17 protein-coding genes and 1 pseudogene are annotated in these 17610 nt (G+C 64.5%); 9 read left to right on the top strand and 9 right to left on the bottom strand.

The genetic code is table 11. The features are described 5' to 3' along the window. The first annotated feature begins 86 nt into the window (after positions 1-86). Positions 87-497: a hypothetical protein gene (locus Q1V43_RS13145; protein WP_300518771.1), complete on the top strand. Its 411-nt coding sequence runs from the start codon at positions 87-89 to the stop codon at positions 495-497. A 116-nt stretch (positions 498-613) separates the two neighbouring features. Here Q1V43_RS13145 and hppD read toward each other — a convergent pair whose 3' ends face one another. After that, positions 614-1723: a 4-hydroxyphenylpyruvate dioxygenase gene (gene hppD, locus Q1V43_RS13140; protein ID WP_300518770.1), complete on the bottom strand. Its 1110-nt coding sequence runs from the start codon at positions 1721-1723 to the stop codon at positions 614-616. Between the two features lie 140 nt (positions 1724-1863). Between hppD and Q1V43_RS13135 the strand changes: the two genes are divergently transcribed. The 3 genes from Q1V43_RS13135 to Q1V43_RS13125 all read left to right on the top strand — a co-directional run bounded on the left by Q1V43_RS13135 (position 1864) and on the right by Q1V43_RS13125 (position 5641). After that, a complete protein-coding gene (locus Q1V43_RS13135) occupies positions 1864-2319 on the top strand; it encodes an Lrp/AsnC family transcriptional regulator (RefSeq protein WP_300518768.1) in 456 nt (151 codons plus the stop codon). A gap of 101 nt (positions 2320-2420) precedes the next feature. Beyond that, positions 2421-3650, top strand: a complete 1230-nt coding sequence (locus Q1V43_RS13130) for a PAS domain-containing protein (protein WP_300518766.1) — start codon at positions 2421-2423, stop codon at positions 3648-3650. 137 nt (positions 3651-3787) lie between these two features. After that, positions 3788-5641, top strand: coding sequence for a cation:proton antiporter (locus tag Q1V43_RS13125; RefSeq protein ID WP_300518763.1), 1854 nt, complete (start codon positions 3788-3790; stop codon positions 5639-5641). Between the two features lie 42 nt (positions 5642-5683). Here the strand turns inward: Q1V43_RS13125 and cobT are convergent, their stop codons facing one another. Then, the gene (gene cobT / locus Q1V43_RS13120) at positions 5684-6697 is read right to left on the bottom strand and encodes a nicotinate-nucleotide--dimethylbenzimidazole phosphoribosyltransferase (RefSeq protein ID WP_300518761.1); all 1014 of its coding nucleotides are present in this window, start codon (positions 6695-6697) and stop codon (positions 5684-5686) included. An 80-nt stretch (positions 6698-6777) separates the two neighbouring features. On the opposite strand from cobT, the gene cobS reads away from it, so the two are divergent. After that, positions 6778-7563 carry an adenosylcobinamide-GDP ribazoletransferase gene (gene cobS / locus Q1V43_RS13115; RefSeq protein ID WP_300518758.1) on the top strand — a complete coding sequence of 262 codons (786 nt, stop codon included), beginning with the start codon at positions 6778-6780 and terminating at the stop codon, positions 7561-7563. A gap of 79 nt (positions 7564-7642) precedes the next feature. On the opposite strand, the gene Q1V43_RS13110 is transcribed toward cobS, so the two are convergent. From Q1V43_RS13110 to Q1V43_RS13090, 5 genes are all read right to left on the bottom strand, one after another. After that, complete coding sequence (locus Q1V43_RS13110; protein ID WP_300518755.1) at positions 7643-8152, bottom strand: CarD family transcriptional regulator; 510 nt, start codon at positions 8150-8152, stop codon at positions 7643-7645. Positions 8153-8464: 312 nt separating this feature from the next. After that, a complete protein-coding gene (gene fdxA, locus Q1V43_RS13105) occupies positions 8465-8797 on the bottom strand; it encodes a ferredoxin FdxA (protein WP_300518752.1) in 333 nt (110 codons plus the stop codon). 53 nt (positions 8798-8850) lie between these two features. Continuing rightward, positions 8851-9204 (bottom strand): RNA-binding S4 domain-containing protein, encoded by a 354-nt coding sequence (locus tag Q1V43_RS13100; RefSeq protein ID WP_300518749.1) that lies wholly within the window; start codon positions 9202-9204, stop codon positions 8851-8853. A 30-nt stretch (positions 9205-9234) separates the two neighbouring features. Continuing rightward, complete coding sequence (locus Q1V43_RS13095) at positions 9235-12114, bottom strand: helicase-related protein (protein ID WP_300518747.1); 2880 nt, start codon at positions 12112-12114, stop codon at positions 9235-9237. A gap of 21 nt (positions 12115-12135) precedes the next feature. Continuing rightward, positions 12136-12675: a tetratricopeptide repeat protein gene (locus tag Q1V43_RS13090; protein ID WP_300518744.1), complete on the bottom strand. Its 540-nt coding sequence runs from the start codon at positions 12673-12675 to the stop codon at positions 12136-12138. A gap of 252 nt (positions 12676-12927) precedes the next feature. Here Q1V43_RS13090 and Q1V43_RS13085 point away from each other — a divergent pair, with 252 nt between their 5' ends. Continuing rightward, positions 12928-13215, top strand: a complete 288-nt coding sequence (locus Q1V43_RS13085) for an SCP2 sterol-binding domain-containing protein (RefSeq protein WP_300518741.1) — start codon at positions 12928-12930, stop codon at positions 13213-13215. A 100-nt stretch (positions 13216-13315) separates the two neighbouring features. Further along, positions 13316-14191: an alpha/beta hydrolase gene (locus tag Q1V43_RS13080; RefSeq protein ID WP_300518738.1), complete on the top strand. Its 876-nt coding sequence runs from the start codon at positions 13316-13318 to the stop codon at positions 14189-14191. 170 nt (positions 14192-14361) lie between these two features. On the opposite strand, the gene Q1V43_RS13075 is transcribed toward Q1V43_RS13080, so the two are convergent. Beyond that, positions 14362-15267 (bottom strand): pirin family protein, encoded by a 906-nt coding sequence (locus tag Q1V43_RS13075; protein ID WP_300518735.1) that lies wholly within the window; start codon positions 15265-15267, stop codon positions 14362-14364. A gap of 166 nt (positions 15268-15433) precedes the next feature. Here Q1V43_RS13075 and Q1V43_RS13070 point away from each other — a divergent pair, with 166 nt between their 5' ends. Beyond that, complete coding sequence (locus Q1V43_RS13070; RefSeq protein WP_300518733.1) at positions 15434-16417, top strand: NAD(P)-dependent oxidoreductase; 984 nt, start codon at positions 15434-15436, stop codon at positions 16415-16417. Further along, complete coding sequence (locus tag Q1V43_RS13065; protein ID WP_300518731.1) at positions 16408-17253, top strand: hypothetical protein; 846 nt, start codon at positions 16408-16410, stop codon at positions 17251-17253. Before Q1V43_RS13070 ends, Q1V43_RS13065 begins: the two co-directional genes overlap by 10 nt. A 134-nt stretch (positions 17254-17387) precedes the next feature. Here the strand turns inward: Q1V43_RS13065 and Q1V43_RS13060 are convergent. Further along, positions 17388-17610, bottom strand: a pseudogene (locus Q1V43_RS13060) (IS1595 family transposase); the annotation flags it as partial.

Here is a 17610-nt window from a genome sequence, read left to right as displayed (position 1 = left end):
CCTGCACGAAATAGTTCTGTCACTATATGGTGGAACACGTCGCTTGGGACAGATTCTTATGCCATTAGCACGAAGGAGGGACGCGGATGAACTTTAAGACAGGTTTCCTGGCGGCAGCGCTTCTGGCCGGGCCGGCCATGGCGCAGCAATTCACCTCGGCGGCCGAGGTGAAGCCGATGCTGTCGGCCACCAAGGACCGCTGGGTCGCCGTGCGTGAATATGACGGGCGCGACCTGCTCTATTTTACCAACCTGCTGGCCTGGCGCTGCGGCATGGACCGGATCTTCTACACGGTGAATGGCGGCGCTGAAACCGCCCTGGACGCCGAACCCTGTTATCGGGACGAGGCGGTGCCGAACGCGCAGAAGGCCGATGGCTACCTGCCCTTCCTCAGCTTTCCGCTGGGATCGGTGAATGACGTCTCCGTGCGGGTCATCTACGATGATGGCAGCGAGGATGGGGGCGCCTATCAGCGTGGATCGATCCTGATCCAGTAACCGGATTTGGCCGGACAGGTCGCAATGGACGACGGGCGCCCGCATGCTGCAGGCGCCCGGCTTCTTCGTGAGTGGTCAGGCCCGCACCGGACGCGCAGGCCGCCGGATCATGACTGTCACGCAGCGCTGTCCGTGGCTGCCGACAGTTCCCCGTTTTCGATCTGCTCGCGCTCGATCGATTCAAACAACGCCTTGAAATTGCCTTCGCCGAACCCGTCATCGCCCTTGCGCTGGATGAATTCGAAAAAGATCGGCCCAATCACGGTTTTCGAGAAGATCTGCAACAGGCATTTCGTCTCGCCCCCACCGACGACCCCTTCGCCGTCGATCAGGATGCCGTGTTTCATCATCGCCTCTTTCGGCTCCTCGTGCCCCGTCACGCGGTCATAGGACATGTCGTAATAGGCTTCGTTCGGGCCGGGCATGAATTTCAGCCCGCGATCGGCAATCGCGTCCACCGACGCATAGATGTCATCCGTGCCCACCGCGATATGCTGAATGCCCTCGCCCTTGTACTTCTTCAGGTAGGCCACGATCTGGCCCTCTTCGCCGCGATCCTCGTTGATCGGGATGCGGATCTTGCCACAGGGCGAGGTCAACGCGCGCGACAGCAGCCCGGTATATTTGCCCTGGATGTCAAAGAAGCGGATTTCATGGAAGTTGAACAGGTCGCCGTAGAACCTGAACCACGTGTCCATATTGCCCTTGAACACATTGTGGGTCAGATGATCGAGGTAATAGAAGCCGACACCTTTCGGGTGGGCGCTGTCGACCCAGTCAAACTCGTCATTATAGGCGCAGGTGTCGTAATACTGGTCGATGAAATAGATCAGCGATCCGCCAATCCCGTAGATCGCCGGCACATCCATCGCCTTGCCCGGCCCTTCATAGGGCTTGGCGCCCATCTTGACCGCGTGGTCGAAGGCGTGCCCGGCATCCACCACACGCCAACCCATCGACGGGGCGCAGGGGCCGTGCTCCTCGATGAAGGCCGCGGCATGGCTGCCCGGCTCCATGTTGATCAGGTAGGAGACATCCCCCTGCTGCCACAGCTCGATCGCGCGGGTCTTGTGATTGGCGGCATGCACGAACCCCATGCGGGTGAACAGATCGCGCAGCTCCTGCGGCTCGGGATGGGCAAATTCGACGAATTCGAACCCGTCGGTGCCGGCGGGGTTTTCCGCGGAAATCGTGGCGCGCGGGGCATCATGCGGGAAGGGGCCCATGGTGTCTCCTATAACATGTTAAGTGTTTCTGAAGTCATTTTGACGCAGGCCACGCGGAAATTCCGCGCGTTTACCCGTCAAAACCCCGTGAGTTTTGCGGCAATTCCGCATAGTATGGCTAAAACACGCGGGAGACACGCATGCTCGATGATACAGACTCACGGCTTCTGGACGCGTTGCAGAAGGATGCCCACCTGACCGCCCAGGAGCTGGGAGAGCGGCTGAACCTGTCAGCGTCCCAGGCCGGTCGGAGGCGTCAGCGGCTCGAGGAACAGGGCTATATCCTGGGCTACGCCGCGCGGCTTGATCCCACCCGTGTGGGGCTGCATGTGCAGAGTTTCGTGCAGGTGCAGATGGCCAGCCACGCCCCCGAGGCCGCCCGCGCCTTCGCCCAGCTGATCGCGGCGCGGCGCGAGGTGATCTCGGCCTGGACCCTGACCGGCGAGGCCGACTATCTGCTGCGCGTCTATTGCGAGGATCTGCCGGCCCTGAACCGGCTGATCCACCAGGTTTTGTTGCCCCATCCGGCGGTGGCCCGGGTGCAAAGCCAGATCGTCATGGACCAGCTGAAACCGGATGCTCCGCTGCCAACATGACCGGGATTGGCAAGGGGGAACCCGGGGGAAATTAACCTTACGAAAAGCCTTCTGCGGTAGAGATTCGAGGCAACAGCCCCCGCAGTGATTGGATCCGCCCCGTGTCCTATGTCGACCGCCGCCTCCCGAAACGACCGACCTCCGGCGAAGCCCCCTACGCGCTGGATGAAACCTTCTTTTCGCGCACCGACGACCGCGGCGTGATCACGGCGGGCAACTATATCTTCCACCGGGTTGCCGGTTTCGAATGGGAAGAGATGCTGAACGCCCCGCACAGGATCATCCGCCACCCGGACATGCCTCGCGGGGTCTTCTGGCTGCTCTGGGACACGCTGAAAAAGGGGCGTTCGATGGGCGCCTATGTCAAGAACCGGGCCAAGGACGGGCTGTACTATTGGGTCTATGCGGTGGTGGTGCCCTGCGAGGGCGGCTATCTTTCGGCGCGGATCAAACCCACCAGCCCGATCCTCGAAACGGTGAAGGCGGAATATGCCGCGCTGCTGAAGGCGGAACGGGAGGAAGACCTCAGCCCGGAACAGAGCGCGATGATCCTTTGCGCACGGCTGCAGGAACTGGGGTACGAGAAATACCACCTGTTCGCGGCTCACGCGCTCAGCACCGAGCTGACCGCGCGCCACGCCGGGCTGGGAAACGCACCGGATCCGCGTGTGCGTGAATTGCAGCAAATGCTGCAAAACGCCGATGACCTGGCCATCCAGACCGACGATCTGATCCGCGAATTCGAAGCAATGCGCACCATACCGCACAATCTGCGTGTCATTGCCTCGCGGCTGGAGCCAACCGGCGGACCAGTCACCACCCTGTCGCAGAACTATGGCGCCATGTCGCGCGAGATGTCGGACTGGTTTTCCCACCACGTGCTGGGCAAGGACAGCAATTTCGCGACGATCCGCGGCAGTGTGAACCATTCGCTTTTCCTCGAATGCATGGCCCGGGTGCTGCAGGAATGCGACGGGCAGCTGAACCGCGAACGCAGGGAGCTGGGCAGCGTGGATATTGATGCGGAACGAAAGATCCTGGCGGCAATGGTCCGCGACTATGCAGAAAAGTCGCGCCGGGGCCTGCGCGATGTGCGTGACGAGGCGGACCGCATTCTCAAGGCCTGTAACGTCATGCATCGCCACGTGCTCGGGCTCAGCTCCACCCGGGTCATGTGCAAGATCGAAAGCGCACGCCTGCCGGAATCGGGCGATGCGTTGACGGACATCATCGCACAGCTTGGCCTGTTTCAGGAGAGGATCAGCGCGCAGCTTGACCGGATCGCCGGCCTGTCCAACGCCATTCGCGGGTTGGAGGGGGATGCCTTCTAGCAGGCCCTGCGGGTTTTCGGAGGCCGAACGGGGATCATGCCCCCGTCCGGCTCTGCCCCCGGTGGGACGGTGCTCCTCCGGGCGGCCTGCGACAATCCGCCATTGCCAAGCCCGGGAACCCTTGCAATACCCGCTACATGGAAAGTTTTCTGTTTCAGGCCACCATTTATCTCGGCGCCGCGGTGATTGCAGTGCCCCTGGCGTCGCGCCTGGGGTTGGGATCGGTGCTGGGATACCTGCTGGCCGGGATCGCGATCGGCCCGGTGCTGGGCCTGGTCGGAACCGAAACGCAGGACTTGCAGCATTTCGCCGAGTTTGGCGTGGTGATGATGCTGTTTCTGATCGGGCTCGAGCTGGAGCCCCGCGCGCTCTGGGATATGCGCCACCGCCTGCTGGGCCTGGGCGGGTTGCAGATCACCGTGACCATGGGGCTGATCACCGGCGCGCTCTGGGCGGTGGGGTGGGCCCTGCCCGAGGCCCTGGCGATCGGCATGATCTTTTCCCTCAGCTCGACCGCCATCGTGCTGCAGACCCTGACCGAAAAGGAACTGATGCCGACCGGCGGCGGGCGGGCCAGTTTCTCTGTCCTGCTGACCCAGGACATTGCGGTGATTCCGATGCTGGCCGTGCTGCCGCTGCTGGCCCTCTACCCGGGCCTGTATGCCGGGGACGAACACGCCACCCTGTCGCTGGTCGACGGGCTGCCCGGCTGGGGCGTGACCCTTGTCACCCTGGGCGCGGTCGGGGCCATCATATTGGGCGGAGTGTACCTGGTGCGGCCCCTGTTCCATTTCATCGACACTGCGCGGTTGCGCGAGATGCACACGGCCTTCGCCCTGTTGATCGTCGTGTCGATCGCGGTGATGATGAACGCGGTCGGCCTCTCCCCCGCGCTCGGCACCTTCCTGGCCGGCGTGGTGCTGGCCAACTCGGAATTCCGTCACGAGCTGGAAAGCGATATCCAGCCCTTCAAGGGGCTTCTGCTCGGCCTGTTCTTCATCACCGTGGGCGCGGGCATCAATGTCACCGCCTTTCTGGCAGCCCCGGGCCAACTTCTGTCCCTCGCCCTCACGCTGATGGCGCTGAAGGGTGTTGTGCTGTTTGCCCTGGGCAGGCTTTTCGGCCTCAGGGGGCGTGACATCTGGCTGTTCACCCTGGGGCTGGCGCAGGCTGGCGAGTTCGGCTTCGTTCTGACCAGTTTCGGCTTGCAGCAGGGGGCGGTCGAGGCGGGCACGGCAAACGGGCTGCTCACGGTCATCACCCTGTCGATGTTGCTGACCCCGCTGTTTTTCATCCTGCACGACATCCTGTCGAAATCCCTGGCCGAACACGGCGTACAGGAAACACAGGATGAGATCGACGAGACCCACAGCATCATCATTGTCGGCGCCGGGCGCTTTGGACAGGTCGTCAACCGGCTGGTGCGCTCGGCCGGTTTCGACACGACCGTTCTGGACAACAACCTAAGCCGGATCAAGCAGTTGCGCCGCCTTGGGGTCAAGAGCTTCTACGGTGATCCGACCCGGCCGGAACTGCTGAACGCCGCGGGGCTGGCGACGGCCGAGGTTCTGGTCGTCACGGTGAACAATCCCGACGCCGCCACCCGCATCGTGCGCCACGCCCGCCAGCAGCGCCCCGACCTGCATATCGTCGTGCGCGCCGCCGGGCGCACCCATGTCTATGAGCTCTACAAGGCCGGGGCCAATGACATCGTGCGCGAGCTGTTCGACAGTTCGCTGCGGGCCGGGCGCTATGTGCTGGAAAACATCGGTCTTTCCGATTTCGAGGCCAGCGAGGTCGAACGCATGTTCTTCAAACACGACCGCTACACGATCCGCGAACTGGCCCACCTCTGGGATCCGGATACGCCGATGGCGCAAAACGAGGGCTACGTGCAGCGCGCGATGGAGCTGGAGAAGGATCTGGAAACCGCGCTTCTGACCCAGCTCTTCTCCGAAGATCCCGACAGGGGCGACAAGACGGGCGGGTGATCGCGGCCCCACGGGGGCGCGCGTCACGGGCGGTGCACGGGCTCAGCCGTCGCTGACGCCCGCCTCGGCAAAGGTGGCCATGCCGGAATGACAGGCCAGCGCACCCTTGAGGATACCGATCGCCAGCGCCCCGCCCGACCCCTCGCCCAGACGCATGCCCAGCCCCAGGATCGGATCCTTGCCCAGGGCATGGAGCACCTTGCCATGGGCCGCTTCCGCCGAGACATGCCCCGCCACCGCGTGATCGAGTGCGCCGGGAACCGCTTGTTCCAGGCAGGCGGCCGAGGCGGTGCAGATGAACCCGTCCAGGATCACCGGAATGCCTTCGACCCGCGCACGGGCGATGGCCCCGGCCATGCCGGCAAGCTCGCGCCCGCCAAGGCAGCGCAGCGCCTCCAGCCCGTTGTCCACCGCCTGCGGGTTGGCCGCGAGCCCTTCGGCCACCACCTGGGTCTTCAGGGTCAGCCCGTCGTCATTCACACCGGTGCCGCGCCCGGTCCAGTCTGTGGCGGCCCCACCGAACAGCGCATGGGCAATGGCGGCGGCCGAAGTGGTGTTGCCGATGCCCATTTCGCCCACGACCACCAGGTCGGCCTCGGCATCCACCGCGTCCCAGCCGGTGGCCAGCGCCGCGACGACCTCGTCTTCGCTCATCGCGGCACCTTCGGTGAAATCCGCAGTGGGGGTTTCCAGTGTCAGGGGGTGCACGTCCATCGAGGCACCAAAGGCCTTGGACAGCTGGTTGATCGCCGCACCGCCGTGCTGAAAGTTCAGCACCATCTGCTCCGTCACCTCTGCCGGAAAGGCCGAGACGCCACGCGCCGTAACCCCGTGATTGCCGGCAAAGACGATGACCTGCGGGCGGTCCATCGACGGGCGGGCGGTGCCAGCCCAGCCGGCGTACCAGATCGCCAGCTCTTCCAGTCGGCCCAACGCGCCCGGAGGCTTGGTCAGCTGTCCGTTGCGCTCCTCGGCCGCGGCACGCGCCGCCGTATCCGGCCCGGGCGCGCCCTGAAGCTGCGCCTGAAATCCCGCCAAAGTCGCAAACGGTGCCATGCCCGCCTCCCCGATTGATTCCGTTCCCCGCAGTGTTTACCGATGCCATGACAGACCGACCAGCCCCGGGGGACATATCCATGACAAAACGCGACATGCACCTGGCCGCGCCAGAGGATATCCCCGCCGCCTTGGGACTTTTGACCCGACTGCCGATCAAGGTCGATTTCGCCCGCGACCGGGCACGGGGTGCGCGGGCCGCCTGGGCCTGGCCCCTGGCGGGCGCCCTGGTTGGGTTTCTGGCGGGACTGGCGGGGCTCATCGCCTGGTCTCTCGGCACCCCGCCGGGCTTTGCCGCCGGGCTCACCCTTGTGACCCAGGTCATGCTGACCGGGGCGATGCATGAGGACGGCCTGGCAGACACGGCGGACGGGCTCTGGGGTGGCTACACCCGCGAGCGGCGGCTCGAGATCATGAAGGACAGCGCGATCGGTGCCTATGGCACGATTGCCCTGGTGCTTGCGCTGCTCCTGCGCTTTGCCGCTCTTTCCACCCTCTTTGCCACCGGCCAGGCCCTGCTTGCGCTGGTGGCCAGCGGAGCCCTGAGCCGCGCCGCCATGGGCACTGTCATGGCCGCGCTGCGCAATGCGCGTGGCGAAGGGCTGTCCGACAGCGTGGGTCGTCCGTCCCGGGCCACCGCTGCGCTGGGGATCGGCGTTGCCCTGACCCTGAGCCTGTTTCTGACCGGACCCGCCGCCTGGCTCGCCTCGGCCGTGACCGCAAGCCTCGCCGCCCTCGCCCTGGCCATTCTTGCCCGTGCCAAGATCGGGGGACAGACCGGCGACATTCTGGGCGCGACGCAACAGGTGACAGAGATCATGGCGCTGGCCGCCATTGCCGCCGTAGCTGCTCCGGCCGGTCCCTGACAGGCCCGAGCCGGATCGCCCAAGGAAAAACCGCCGCACCCGGCAGGGCACGGCGGTTTTCAGGAGTTTCGCGAACAGATCAGGCAGCGCGCGAGGTCAGGACGTCGCCCACCTTCTTCTGCGCGGCCAGTTCGTCCCCGCCGCCCACGGCGGCGACTTCACGGGTCAGGCGCTCCAGCGCGGCTTCGTAAAGCTGACGCTCGGAATAGCTCTGCTCGCGCTGGTCGTCGTTGCGGTGCAGGTCGCGCACCACCTCGGCAATCGCGATCAGGTCGCCCGAGTTGATCTTCTGTTCATATTCCTGGGCCCGGCGCGACCACATGGCGCGTTTTACCCGGGCCTTGCCCTTCAGCGTGTCCATCGCCTTGGACACCACGTCCGGGCTGGACAGGGACCGCATGCCCACCTCGGTCGCCTTGTTGGTCGGCACCCGCAGGGTCATCTTGTCCTTTTCAAAGGAAATCACGAACAGCTCCAGCTGCAGGCCGGCGATGTCCTGTTCCTCGATCGAGATGATCTTGCCGACGCCATGGGCCGGATAGACGACGAACTCGTTGGGACGGAAATCAAGCTTCTTGGCTTTGCTCATGGATGGTCTTTCTCTTGCGGCCTGTTCATCCAAAGCGACAAAAACACCCCGGGCATACGGATGTATCCCCTGGTGTCCCTATCGGTTTTCCGAAATTGATCGGGCGCCAGACACGGCGCCCCACCTCAAGCCATCGGTTTCATTTCACTGAACAACATAACACAAAATCCGGCCCCTTTCAAATCGCCGCAATGCAGAAAGGGGGGATTTCGCTGCTTTTCCGGGCTACTCCCCGGATTTTGTCATGCCCTCATCACCGGAATTCACCTGTCCGGCGAATCATTTGCGCGGGGTCGCCGCACCGTCGCCCGGTCAGCCGCCGGGCGCTTCCGAGAAGTATTTCTCGCGCTTGCCCTCTTCGCCGTCGTGCTCCTCGGCCCCGGGAAGCGGGTCCTTGCGTTCGACGATGACCGGCCAGAGCTCGGAGTATTTTCGGTTGAACTCGACCCATGGCTCCATCCCGGCCTCGGTGTCCGGGCGGATCGCATCGGCGGGGCATTCGGGTTCGCAGACACCGCAGTCGATACATTCGTCGGGGTGGATCACCAGCATGTTTTCCCCCTCGTAGAAACAGTCCACGGGGCAAACTTCGACACAGTCGGTGTATTTGCAGGCGATGCAGTTATCCAGGACGACGTAGGTCATAAAGGCACCTTTTCAGAGCTTCGTTGCGCACGGGCTTATGCCAGAGCGCGCGATCAATCAAGCCGGGTCGGGTCGTAAAGACGTGCGTTGCGGCGATCTTTCCCACTCGGGCGCCCCTTTCCCTCGAAACGCGGTGCGGGGGGACGTTTTTCCTCTTCGGGAGTCAGATCCTCGTACAATGTCTGCGCTTCCGGCGCGGGGCCGCGGCGGTCCGACAGGGCGGTGATGCGTACCACGCGAATCCGGCGTCCCTGTGGAAAGGTCAGCACGTCGCCAGGCCCGACCCCGTGGGCAGGCTTGGCGACCTTGTCGGAATTGACCCTGAGATGACCGGCAGAGATCAGTTTCGTGGCCAGGCCGCGCGTCTTGAAGAAACGCGCGTGCCAGAGCCACTTGTCCGCTCTCATTTTCGACCGCATCTTGGGGTCGGGGGCCACTCAGGACTTGTCCTTCAACCCCATCAGCGCAGCGGCAAAGGGGTTGTCGGGATCGATGGCCTTTTCCTTCTTCGGCGGGCGCGACTGGAAGGTCTTGGGCTTGTTGCCGCCGCCGCGATCATCGCGGCGTCCTTTCGGCTTGCCGCCCTTCGGTCCCCCCTTGCCGCGCGGCTTGTCGCCGGGCTTGCGGTCGCCACCACGGGCGCCCTGCCCCTGCTGACCCCGGCGCCCCTGGCCGCCCTGGCGACGGCCAAAGCCGCCCCAGGTAAAGGTATAGAAGACCTCCAAGACCGGCGCGTCCGGTTGATCGGACGACTTGGCTTCGGGATCGTCCTCGGCGGGTTTCGCTTCTGTTTCAACGGCTTGCGGCGCTTCGGCGGCATCGGGAGCGTCCTCGACCGTCGCCTCGATCGTTGCCTCGGCAGCGGGTTCGGCAGCGGGTTCGGCCGGTTTGACCTCTTCGGTCGCTGCATCCTTCGCGGGCGTCTCGGACGGGCCCTTGACCTTTTCGCGCTCGCCCTTTTCGGCCTTATAGCCCAGCCCCTGCATCAGGTCGGCGAACTGTTCCAGCGTCATGCCGGTGATCGACAGCATGTCGGGTTTGGCCTCGAAGCCCCCGCGGCTGTCCTCGGCGCGCAGCTGATCGGCCAGGCGCTCCAGCATGTCGATGCGGATCGCGCGTTCACCGGCCACGCGGTAGCCGCCACGGCTATAGGTCGCCACGTCGATCGCGGGCAACACCGGAATTGTGACCAGACCGGCTGGCGGCGCTTCGGGGAACTCGTCCAGCCCTTCGAACAGCGAGGTCAGCACCAGGCGCAGGCGCGTCGGTGCGGGTTTCAGAAGAAGCGGCATGAACACGGTGAACTGGCCAAAGCGGATGCCGTGCTTGCGCAGCGAACCACGGGCGTCCTGATCCAATGCCTTGACGTCCTGGGCCACCTGGTCACGCGGGATGACGCCCAGCGCCTCGACCATCTGGAAGGCAAAGCCACGGGCCAGCCCTACCAGGGCCTCGTCCTTCTGCAGGGCCTCAAGCGGCTCGAACAGGGCGGTGATCTTGCGGTCGATGAAATGCTGCAGGCGGCGCGTAACCTTCTCGGCCACATCCGCGCCGGCCTCGTCATCGACAAAGGCCTGCACGCGCGGGCGCAGCACGTCGTCGCCCTTGACCAGCTTGCCGACCGCATGTTCGCCCCACATGAGGCCACCCTGTTCGGTAAAGTCCAGCTCGGTATCGGGCGCGTTATAGAAACGGTCCGCGCGCAGATGGAACTCCGGCGCCAATGCCTGGAGCGACGCTGCCCGCAGGGTCTTTGCCTCTTCCGGGGTCGCAGCCTTGTCCTGGCTGAACCGGAACCCTTCCAGACGGCCGACGAATTCGCCTTCCACCGTCACTTCACCCTTGTCGTTCACGTCGGCCACAAGGCCCTCCTTCTGCTTCAACCGGCGCAAAAGCACTGATGTGCGCCGGTCAACAAATCGTTTGGTCAGCGCCGTATGCAGCGCGTCTGACAGGCGATCTTCTACAGCACGAGTCTCGCCCCGCCAATGGGTTACATCGTCCAACCAGTCACGACGCTGCGCGACATAGGTCCATGTGCGGATATATGCCAATCGTTTCGACAATGTGTCGATGTCGCCATCCGTGCGGTCGATGCGCTTGACCCGGCGGGCGAACCAATCCTCCCGCACCGCTCCATGCTGGTGCAGGTCATTGAAAATATTCGACAAAAGAGAGGCATGTTCGGCATGTGAGATGCCCCGGAAGTCCGGCACCCTGCAGACATCCCACAAAAGGCGCACCGATGCGCCATCGCTGGCGCGGGCCATCACCTCGGTCTCCTGCGACAGGGCCTTCAGCGCCAGAAGATCATCTGCGTCACGTGCGCGCATCAGCCGTTCATGGTCGGTGGACCCTTCCAGCGACTGGATCAGACGTTCGATCGAGCCGAATTCCAGCCGGTGATTGCGCCAGTTGAGCTTTTTCAGCGGGGTGAATCGGTGCTCGGAAATCGCCTCGACCACCTCGGGCTCCAGCGGCGGGGCCTCGCCGGTCACACCGAAGGAGCCGTGGTTCATGTGCCGCCCGGCCCGGCCCGCAATCTGGGCCAGCTCATTTGCGGCCAGCGGGCGCATCCGGCGGCCATCGAACTTGGTGGTGGCGGAAAAGGCCACGTGGTTGATGTCCAGGTTCAGCCCCATGCCGATCGCATCGGTGGCAACCAGGTAATCGACGTCCCCGTTCTGATACATCACCACCTGCGCGTTGCGCGTACGCGGGCTGAGCGCGCCCATGACCACCGCCACCCCACCCTTCTGGCGGCGCATGAGTTCCGCGATGGCATAGAGGTTCTCGACAGAAAAGCCGACAATGGCCGAGCGCGACGGCATCCGGCTGATCTTCTTCGCGCCGCCATAAACCAGTTCCGAGAACCGCTCGCGGTGCACGAATTGCGCGTCAGGCACCAGGGCGGCAATTGCGCCCCGCATCGTATCGGCGCCCATGAACAGGGTCTCGTGGGTGCCACGCGCGCGCAGCAGCCGATCGGTAAAGACATGGCCGCGTTCGGGATCGGCACAGAGCTGGATTTCATCGACGCCCAGGAAATCCGTACCCATGCCCTCGGGCATCGCCTCGACCGTGCAGACCCAGTACCGGGCGCGCTCCGGCACGATCCGTTCCTCGCCTGTTACCAGCGCGACCACATTCGGGCCCCGCTTGGCGACGATCTTGTCATAGACCTCGCGCGCGAGCAGGCGCAAAGGCAGCCCGATCACGCCGGTGCGATACCCCAGCATGCGTTCGATCGCGTAATGCGTCTTGCCGGTGTTCGTCGGTCCCAGAACCGCAGTGATTCTGGAGGGGGAACCGCCCATCATGCTGCCCTTTTCGGCTGGTCAGATTTCCTTCAGAAGCGCCGCTTCGAGCCGCTCCACGGCCTCTTTTATGTCGGGGGCCTGGGGATGTATAGCAAGGGCGCGCCGGTACACCTCGAGGGCGCGACGGGGCTTTCCGGTTTCTTCGAGGATCACCGCAAGCCCGGTGATGGCCCGGTAATGGCGCGGCTCAAGCACCAGGGTGCGTTGCAGATCGGCCAGCGCGGGTCCGACCCGTCCGGTCAGGTAGAGCGCGGTGGCCCGGGCATACCAGCCCTCGGCAAACTCCGGTGCATGGTCCGTCAACGCGGTCAGATGCTCGACCGCATCATCGGGGCGCTCGTCCTGCATCGCCAGCCGGCCGCGCTCCAGCAAAAGATCCATGCTTGGCGATCCCGAAGCGGCCAGCAGCCGGTCAAGTTCCGCCTCGATCACCTCCCAGCTGTCCTCTTCCGCCTGGGCGAGCTGGGCAAACAGCTCATCCAGCCGGTCTGTCGCCTGCTGCGCCGACACGGGCAGCGGCAGGAGCAGGGCCAGGGATATAAGGGCCGCACGGATCATGGTCCCAGCCTATCCTCTCTGCCGCATCCCGGCCAGCCCATTGCGCGCAGGTGATAGCGCAGGCGCGACACGGCGTGCGGCGGCGTCATGCCAAAATTCATCTCCGCGCTTTACCTTCGCGTAAACGCCGTTGCGTCACCCGGCCAATTCCCATACGTCATCCCCCGGGCGATCCTCTTTCCGCCGTGACAACGCTGCGCTAGACTCGCCCCATCAAGGCCGACTTCCCGGCCCCCTAACGGAGGAATGCACGTGAGCGACGTGATCAACGCGGCAGTGGCCGCTCTGACCGAAAAACTGGCCGGTGGCTTCGACGGATCCGCGAAATTCGTGATCGAGGGCGAAGGGGCGATCGTCGTGGACGCAGATGGCGTGCGGGCCTCGGATGAGGAGGCGTCGGTCACGCTGACCGCGGCTGCCGATGCGTTCCAGGAGATGCTGGCAGGCGAGCTGAACCCGACCACCGCCTTCATGACCGGCAAGCTTTCGGTCGATGGCGACATGGGCCAGGCCATGCAACTGGGCAGCCTGCTGAGCTGATCCCCTGCCGAGCAACCCGATAGAGCGCGCGCCACTGTTTGAGGATGTCGCCGAGGGCCCCGCCGGAGGCGAGGCCTTCTGGCTGACCGCCTCGGACGGGGTGCGCCTGCGGGTCGGGCTCTGGCCCGGCCCTGTCGGTGACGCCTGCCCGGAGGGCGCCAAGGGCACGGTCCTGCTGATCCCCGGCCGCACCGAGTATATCGAGAAATACGGACCTGCTGCGGGTGATCTTGCCCGGCGCGGATTTGCCACCCTGGTGATCGACGTTCGCGGTCAGGGGCTGGCGGACCGGGCTGATCGCGATCACAACCTTGGTCACGTGGACCATTTCGACGAGTACCAGCTGGATATCCAGGCCATGGTGGCCGCAGCAGGCGCGCTGAGCCTGCCCGAACCCTATTACATGCTGGGCCATTCGATGGGCGGATGCATCGGGCTGCGCGCGCTTTACAATGGCGTTCCGGTCAAGGCCGCCGGGTTTTCCGCCCCGATGTGGGGCATCCAGCTCCCCCCGCACGAGAGACCGATCGCCTGGGTGCTGTCCTGGATGACCCACAAGACCCGCGCGGGCCGATTCTATGCCCCGCATAGCCAGCAGCAAACCTATGTTCTGGCCAACCCGTTCGAGGGCAACAACCTTACCACAGACCGCGCCATGTATGAATTCATGCAACGCCAGGCGCGCGCCCATCCCGAGCTTTGCCTGGGCGGCCCCTCGCTGACCTGGCTCCATGCCGCGCTGCGCGAGATGGCGGCGCTGTCCCGCCTGCCCGCCCCCGCACAGCCAGCCGTCACCTTCCTGGGCAGCGAAGAGAAGATCGTCACCCATAGCGCCATTCGCCGGCGCATGGCGGGCTGGTCGAATGGCATACTCGAAGAGATCAAGGGTGCAGAACACGAGGTGCTGATGGAAGGGCCCGAGCTGCGCGGGCGCTGTTATGACGCCTGTGCCGCGTTGTTTTCGGCCCATCGCTGAGGACGGCCGGGGGAAGTCTTCGAAGACTTCTTATGCTGGTGGCCGCGCTGCGCGCGGCAAGGGGGCTCTGCCCCCCGCGCGCGTCCCGCGCTCCCCCCGGGATATTTGAGGAAAGATGAAAGACTGGAGGCGCGCGCGGTGTTTTCTGGCGCGGGGCAAACGCGCCGGGATCAGCCGCGAATGAACGTGCCCTCGCTCAGGTCGCGCATTGCTTCGCGCAGCTCGTCCCTGGTGTTCATCACGATCGGACCGTGCCAGGCCACCGGTTCGCGGATCGGCGCCCCGGCCACCAGCAGAAAGCGCAGCCCGTCCGCGCCCGCCTGCACCACCACCTCGTCGCCCGCGCCGAAACGCACCACGGTCCGGTTGCCGGACATGTCGCGGATCTGGACCTCCTGTCCGGCCACGTCTTTCTCCAGCAGGACACCGGTCGGCGCGGCGGCATCGGCAAAGGCGCCCGCCCCTTCGAACACATAGGCAAAGGCCTGGTGCCGCGTGTCGATGGGAAATCGTTTCTTCACCCCGGCGGACACCGAAATGTCCAGGTAGAGCGGATCCGCGGCAATCCCATCCACCGGGCCGCGCCGGCCCCAGAAGCTGCCGACCACGACGCGCACCACCGTGCCGTCATCCTCGTGGATTTCCGGGATCTCGACCGAAGGCACGTCCTGGTAGTTCGGCGCGGTCATCTTCAAGTCACGCGGCAGGTTGGCCCAGAGCTGGAACCCGTGCATCTGGCCGCGCGCGTTCGCCAGCGGCATTTCCTGGTGCATGATGCCCGAGCCCGCGGTCATCCACTGGATATCGCCCGCCCCCAGGCGGCCGGTGTTGCCCAGGCTGTCCTGGTGTTCAACCTCGCCCGCCAGCACATAGGTGATCGTCTCGATCCCGCGGTGCGGATGCCAGGGGAACCCCGCCCGGCTTTTCTCGGGGTCGTCATTGCGGAAGTCATCGAACAGCAGGAACGGGTCATAGGCCTCGGGCTCGTGAAATCCGAAGGCACGGTGCAGGTGCACACCGGCGCCCTCCAGGGTGGGTTTGGCCAGGCTTTCGGACAGAACGGGACGGATGGACATGGCGATCTCCTTTCACAGACCAAGGTAAGCCCGCGCGGGTGCGCGCACAACTCGAGCGCCCGCGCAACCGCTCCGCAGAAATGCACATCAAAATTGTCGCAAACACGGGCGACCTGTCGCAAATGGCGCGCCAGCATCGAAAGGACAACACAGGGAGAGAACTCATATGAAAATCGGTTTCATCGGGCTTGGGAATGTCGGTGGCAAACTGTCGGGCAGCCTCCTGCGCAACGGCATCGACCTGGTGGTGCATGACCTCGACGCGGGCCTGGTGCAGAGTTTCGTCGACAAGGGGGCAACCGCCACCGAGGGCCCCGCCCGGCTGATGCATGACTGTGACGCGGTGATCACCTGCCTGCCCTCGCCCGCCGCCTCGGATGCGGTGATGGCCGAGATGCTGCCGGAGGTGACATCAGGCAAGATCTGGATGGAGATGTCCACCACCGACGAGGCCGAGGTGCGCCGTCTGGGCGCCGAGGTGATTGCCCGAGGGGGCGCGGCGGTGGATTGCCCGGTCTCGGGCGGCTGCCACCGGGCGGCGACCGGCAATATCTCGATCTTCGCGGGCTGTGACCGGGCGACCTTCGAGCGCATCCTGCCAATCCTGACCACCATGGGGCGGCGCATCCTGCACACGGGCGAGCTGGGCTCGGCCTCGATCCTCAAGGTGGTCACGAATTACCTCGCCACCGCACATCTGATAGCCAATGCAGAGGCGCTGGTGGTGGCCAAGGCCGCCGGCATGGACCTGAATGTCGCCTTCGAGGCGATCCGCATCAGCTCCGGCAACTCCTTTTCCCACGAGACCGAAAGCCAGGTGATCCTGAACGGCTCGCGCGACATTTCCTTCACCATGGACCTGGTGAAGAAGGACATCGGCCTGTTCCAGGCGGTGGCGGACCGGGCAAAGGTGCCGATCGAGCTGAACCCGAAGATGATCGAGATTTTCGACGACGGTATCGCGCGCTACGGAGAACGCGAGCTTTCCCCCAACATCATCAAGAGGCTCGAAGAGGCCACGGGACTCGACATTACCGCCCCCGGTTTCCCGCCCGAGATGCTGGACGACGAGCCCGAGGAGGCCGGTCATGAAGTGATTCCGAACAGGGGCCTAACAGGAGGCCTATCAGGGGGTAAGCCATGCAACTGATCGACCTCGCAAAATATCCGCTCGACCTGCCCGACAGTCCCGCTTTCGCGCATATGCTGTCGGATGTGCAGGGGGATCTGGCTCATGATGGCTGTGCCGTGCTGAAGGGGTTCCTGACCCCCGAGGGGGTGAGGGCCTGCGTGGCCGAGGCCGAGGGCGTGGCGGACCGGGCCCATGCCTCGGGGTCGCGCACGAATGTCTATTTCAGCCAACCGGATGATGGCCTGTCCGCACACCACCCGGTGAACCGGTTCTTCGACCGTTCGAACGGGTTCATCCCGGCGGACAATTTTGCCACGGACGGGCCGCTGAGGCAGGTGCATGACTTCCCGGGGTTCGATACCTTCATCCGCCGCGCCCTGGGCGAGCCGGAGGACCGTTTCTTTCGCTATGACGACCCGCTGGCCGATGTGATCGTGAACACCGCCGGGGCCGGAAACGGCTTTCCCTGGCATTTCGACACCAACAATTTCACCGTGACGCTTGCGCTGCAAAACGCCGAGGCCGGGGGCGAGTTCGAATATGTGCCCAACCTGCGCTCCACCCTGGGCGGCAGCGAGGAGGTCGAAGCGGTCGAAGCGGTGCTGGACGGCAATCGCGACAATGTGCGCAGCCTGGTGCTGGAGCCGGGCGACCTGCAGCTTTTCCGCGGCCGTTATTCGCTGCACCGGGTCGCGCCGCTCAAGGGCAAACGGGCGCGCCATGTGGCGATCTTCTCTTATGTGGAAATGCCGGGCATGGTCGGCAGCCCCGAGCGAACGCGCCAGCTCTATGGCCGGGTTCTGCCGGTGCATCTGGAACGCGCAGGCCAGCGGGCGGACGACTATCTGGACTGACGGGATCCCCGCCCGGAATTTTTAGATTATTGAATGATCTTGATGCCGGGGGCCGCGCTGTACGCGGCAGGGGGCGCTGCCCCCCGCGCGTACCGCGCTCCCCCCGGGATATTGTTGGCAGGGTCTACCACAGCTCAGCGCCTGAGTGGTTTCATTTTACATGACTTTAGAAGGATCTTGTAGAGGTCCCTGTCACGCGTGTTGAAACGGAATTCGGTTTCTTTCAGAAACACCGGAAACGAGGCTCTCCGAAGCCCGTTGAACTTCTGGTGCCGCCGTTTTGCATAGCTCCAGAAGCTCTCGATACCGTTGATGTGAACACCGTTTTCACTGAAGATTGGCTTGTCGCGATCATAA

It is taken from the genome of Aliiroseovarius sp. (assembly GCF_030148435.1).
GTDB lineage: Bacteria > Pseudomonadota > Alphaproteobacteria > Rhodobacterales > Rhodobacteraceae > JASBTN01.
This window is presented reverse-complemented; position numbering and strand designations above follow the sequence as displayed.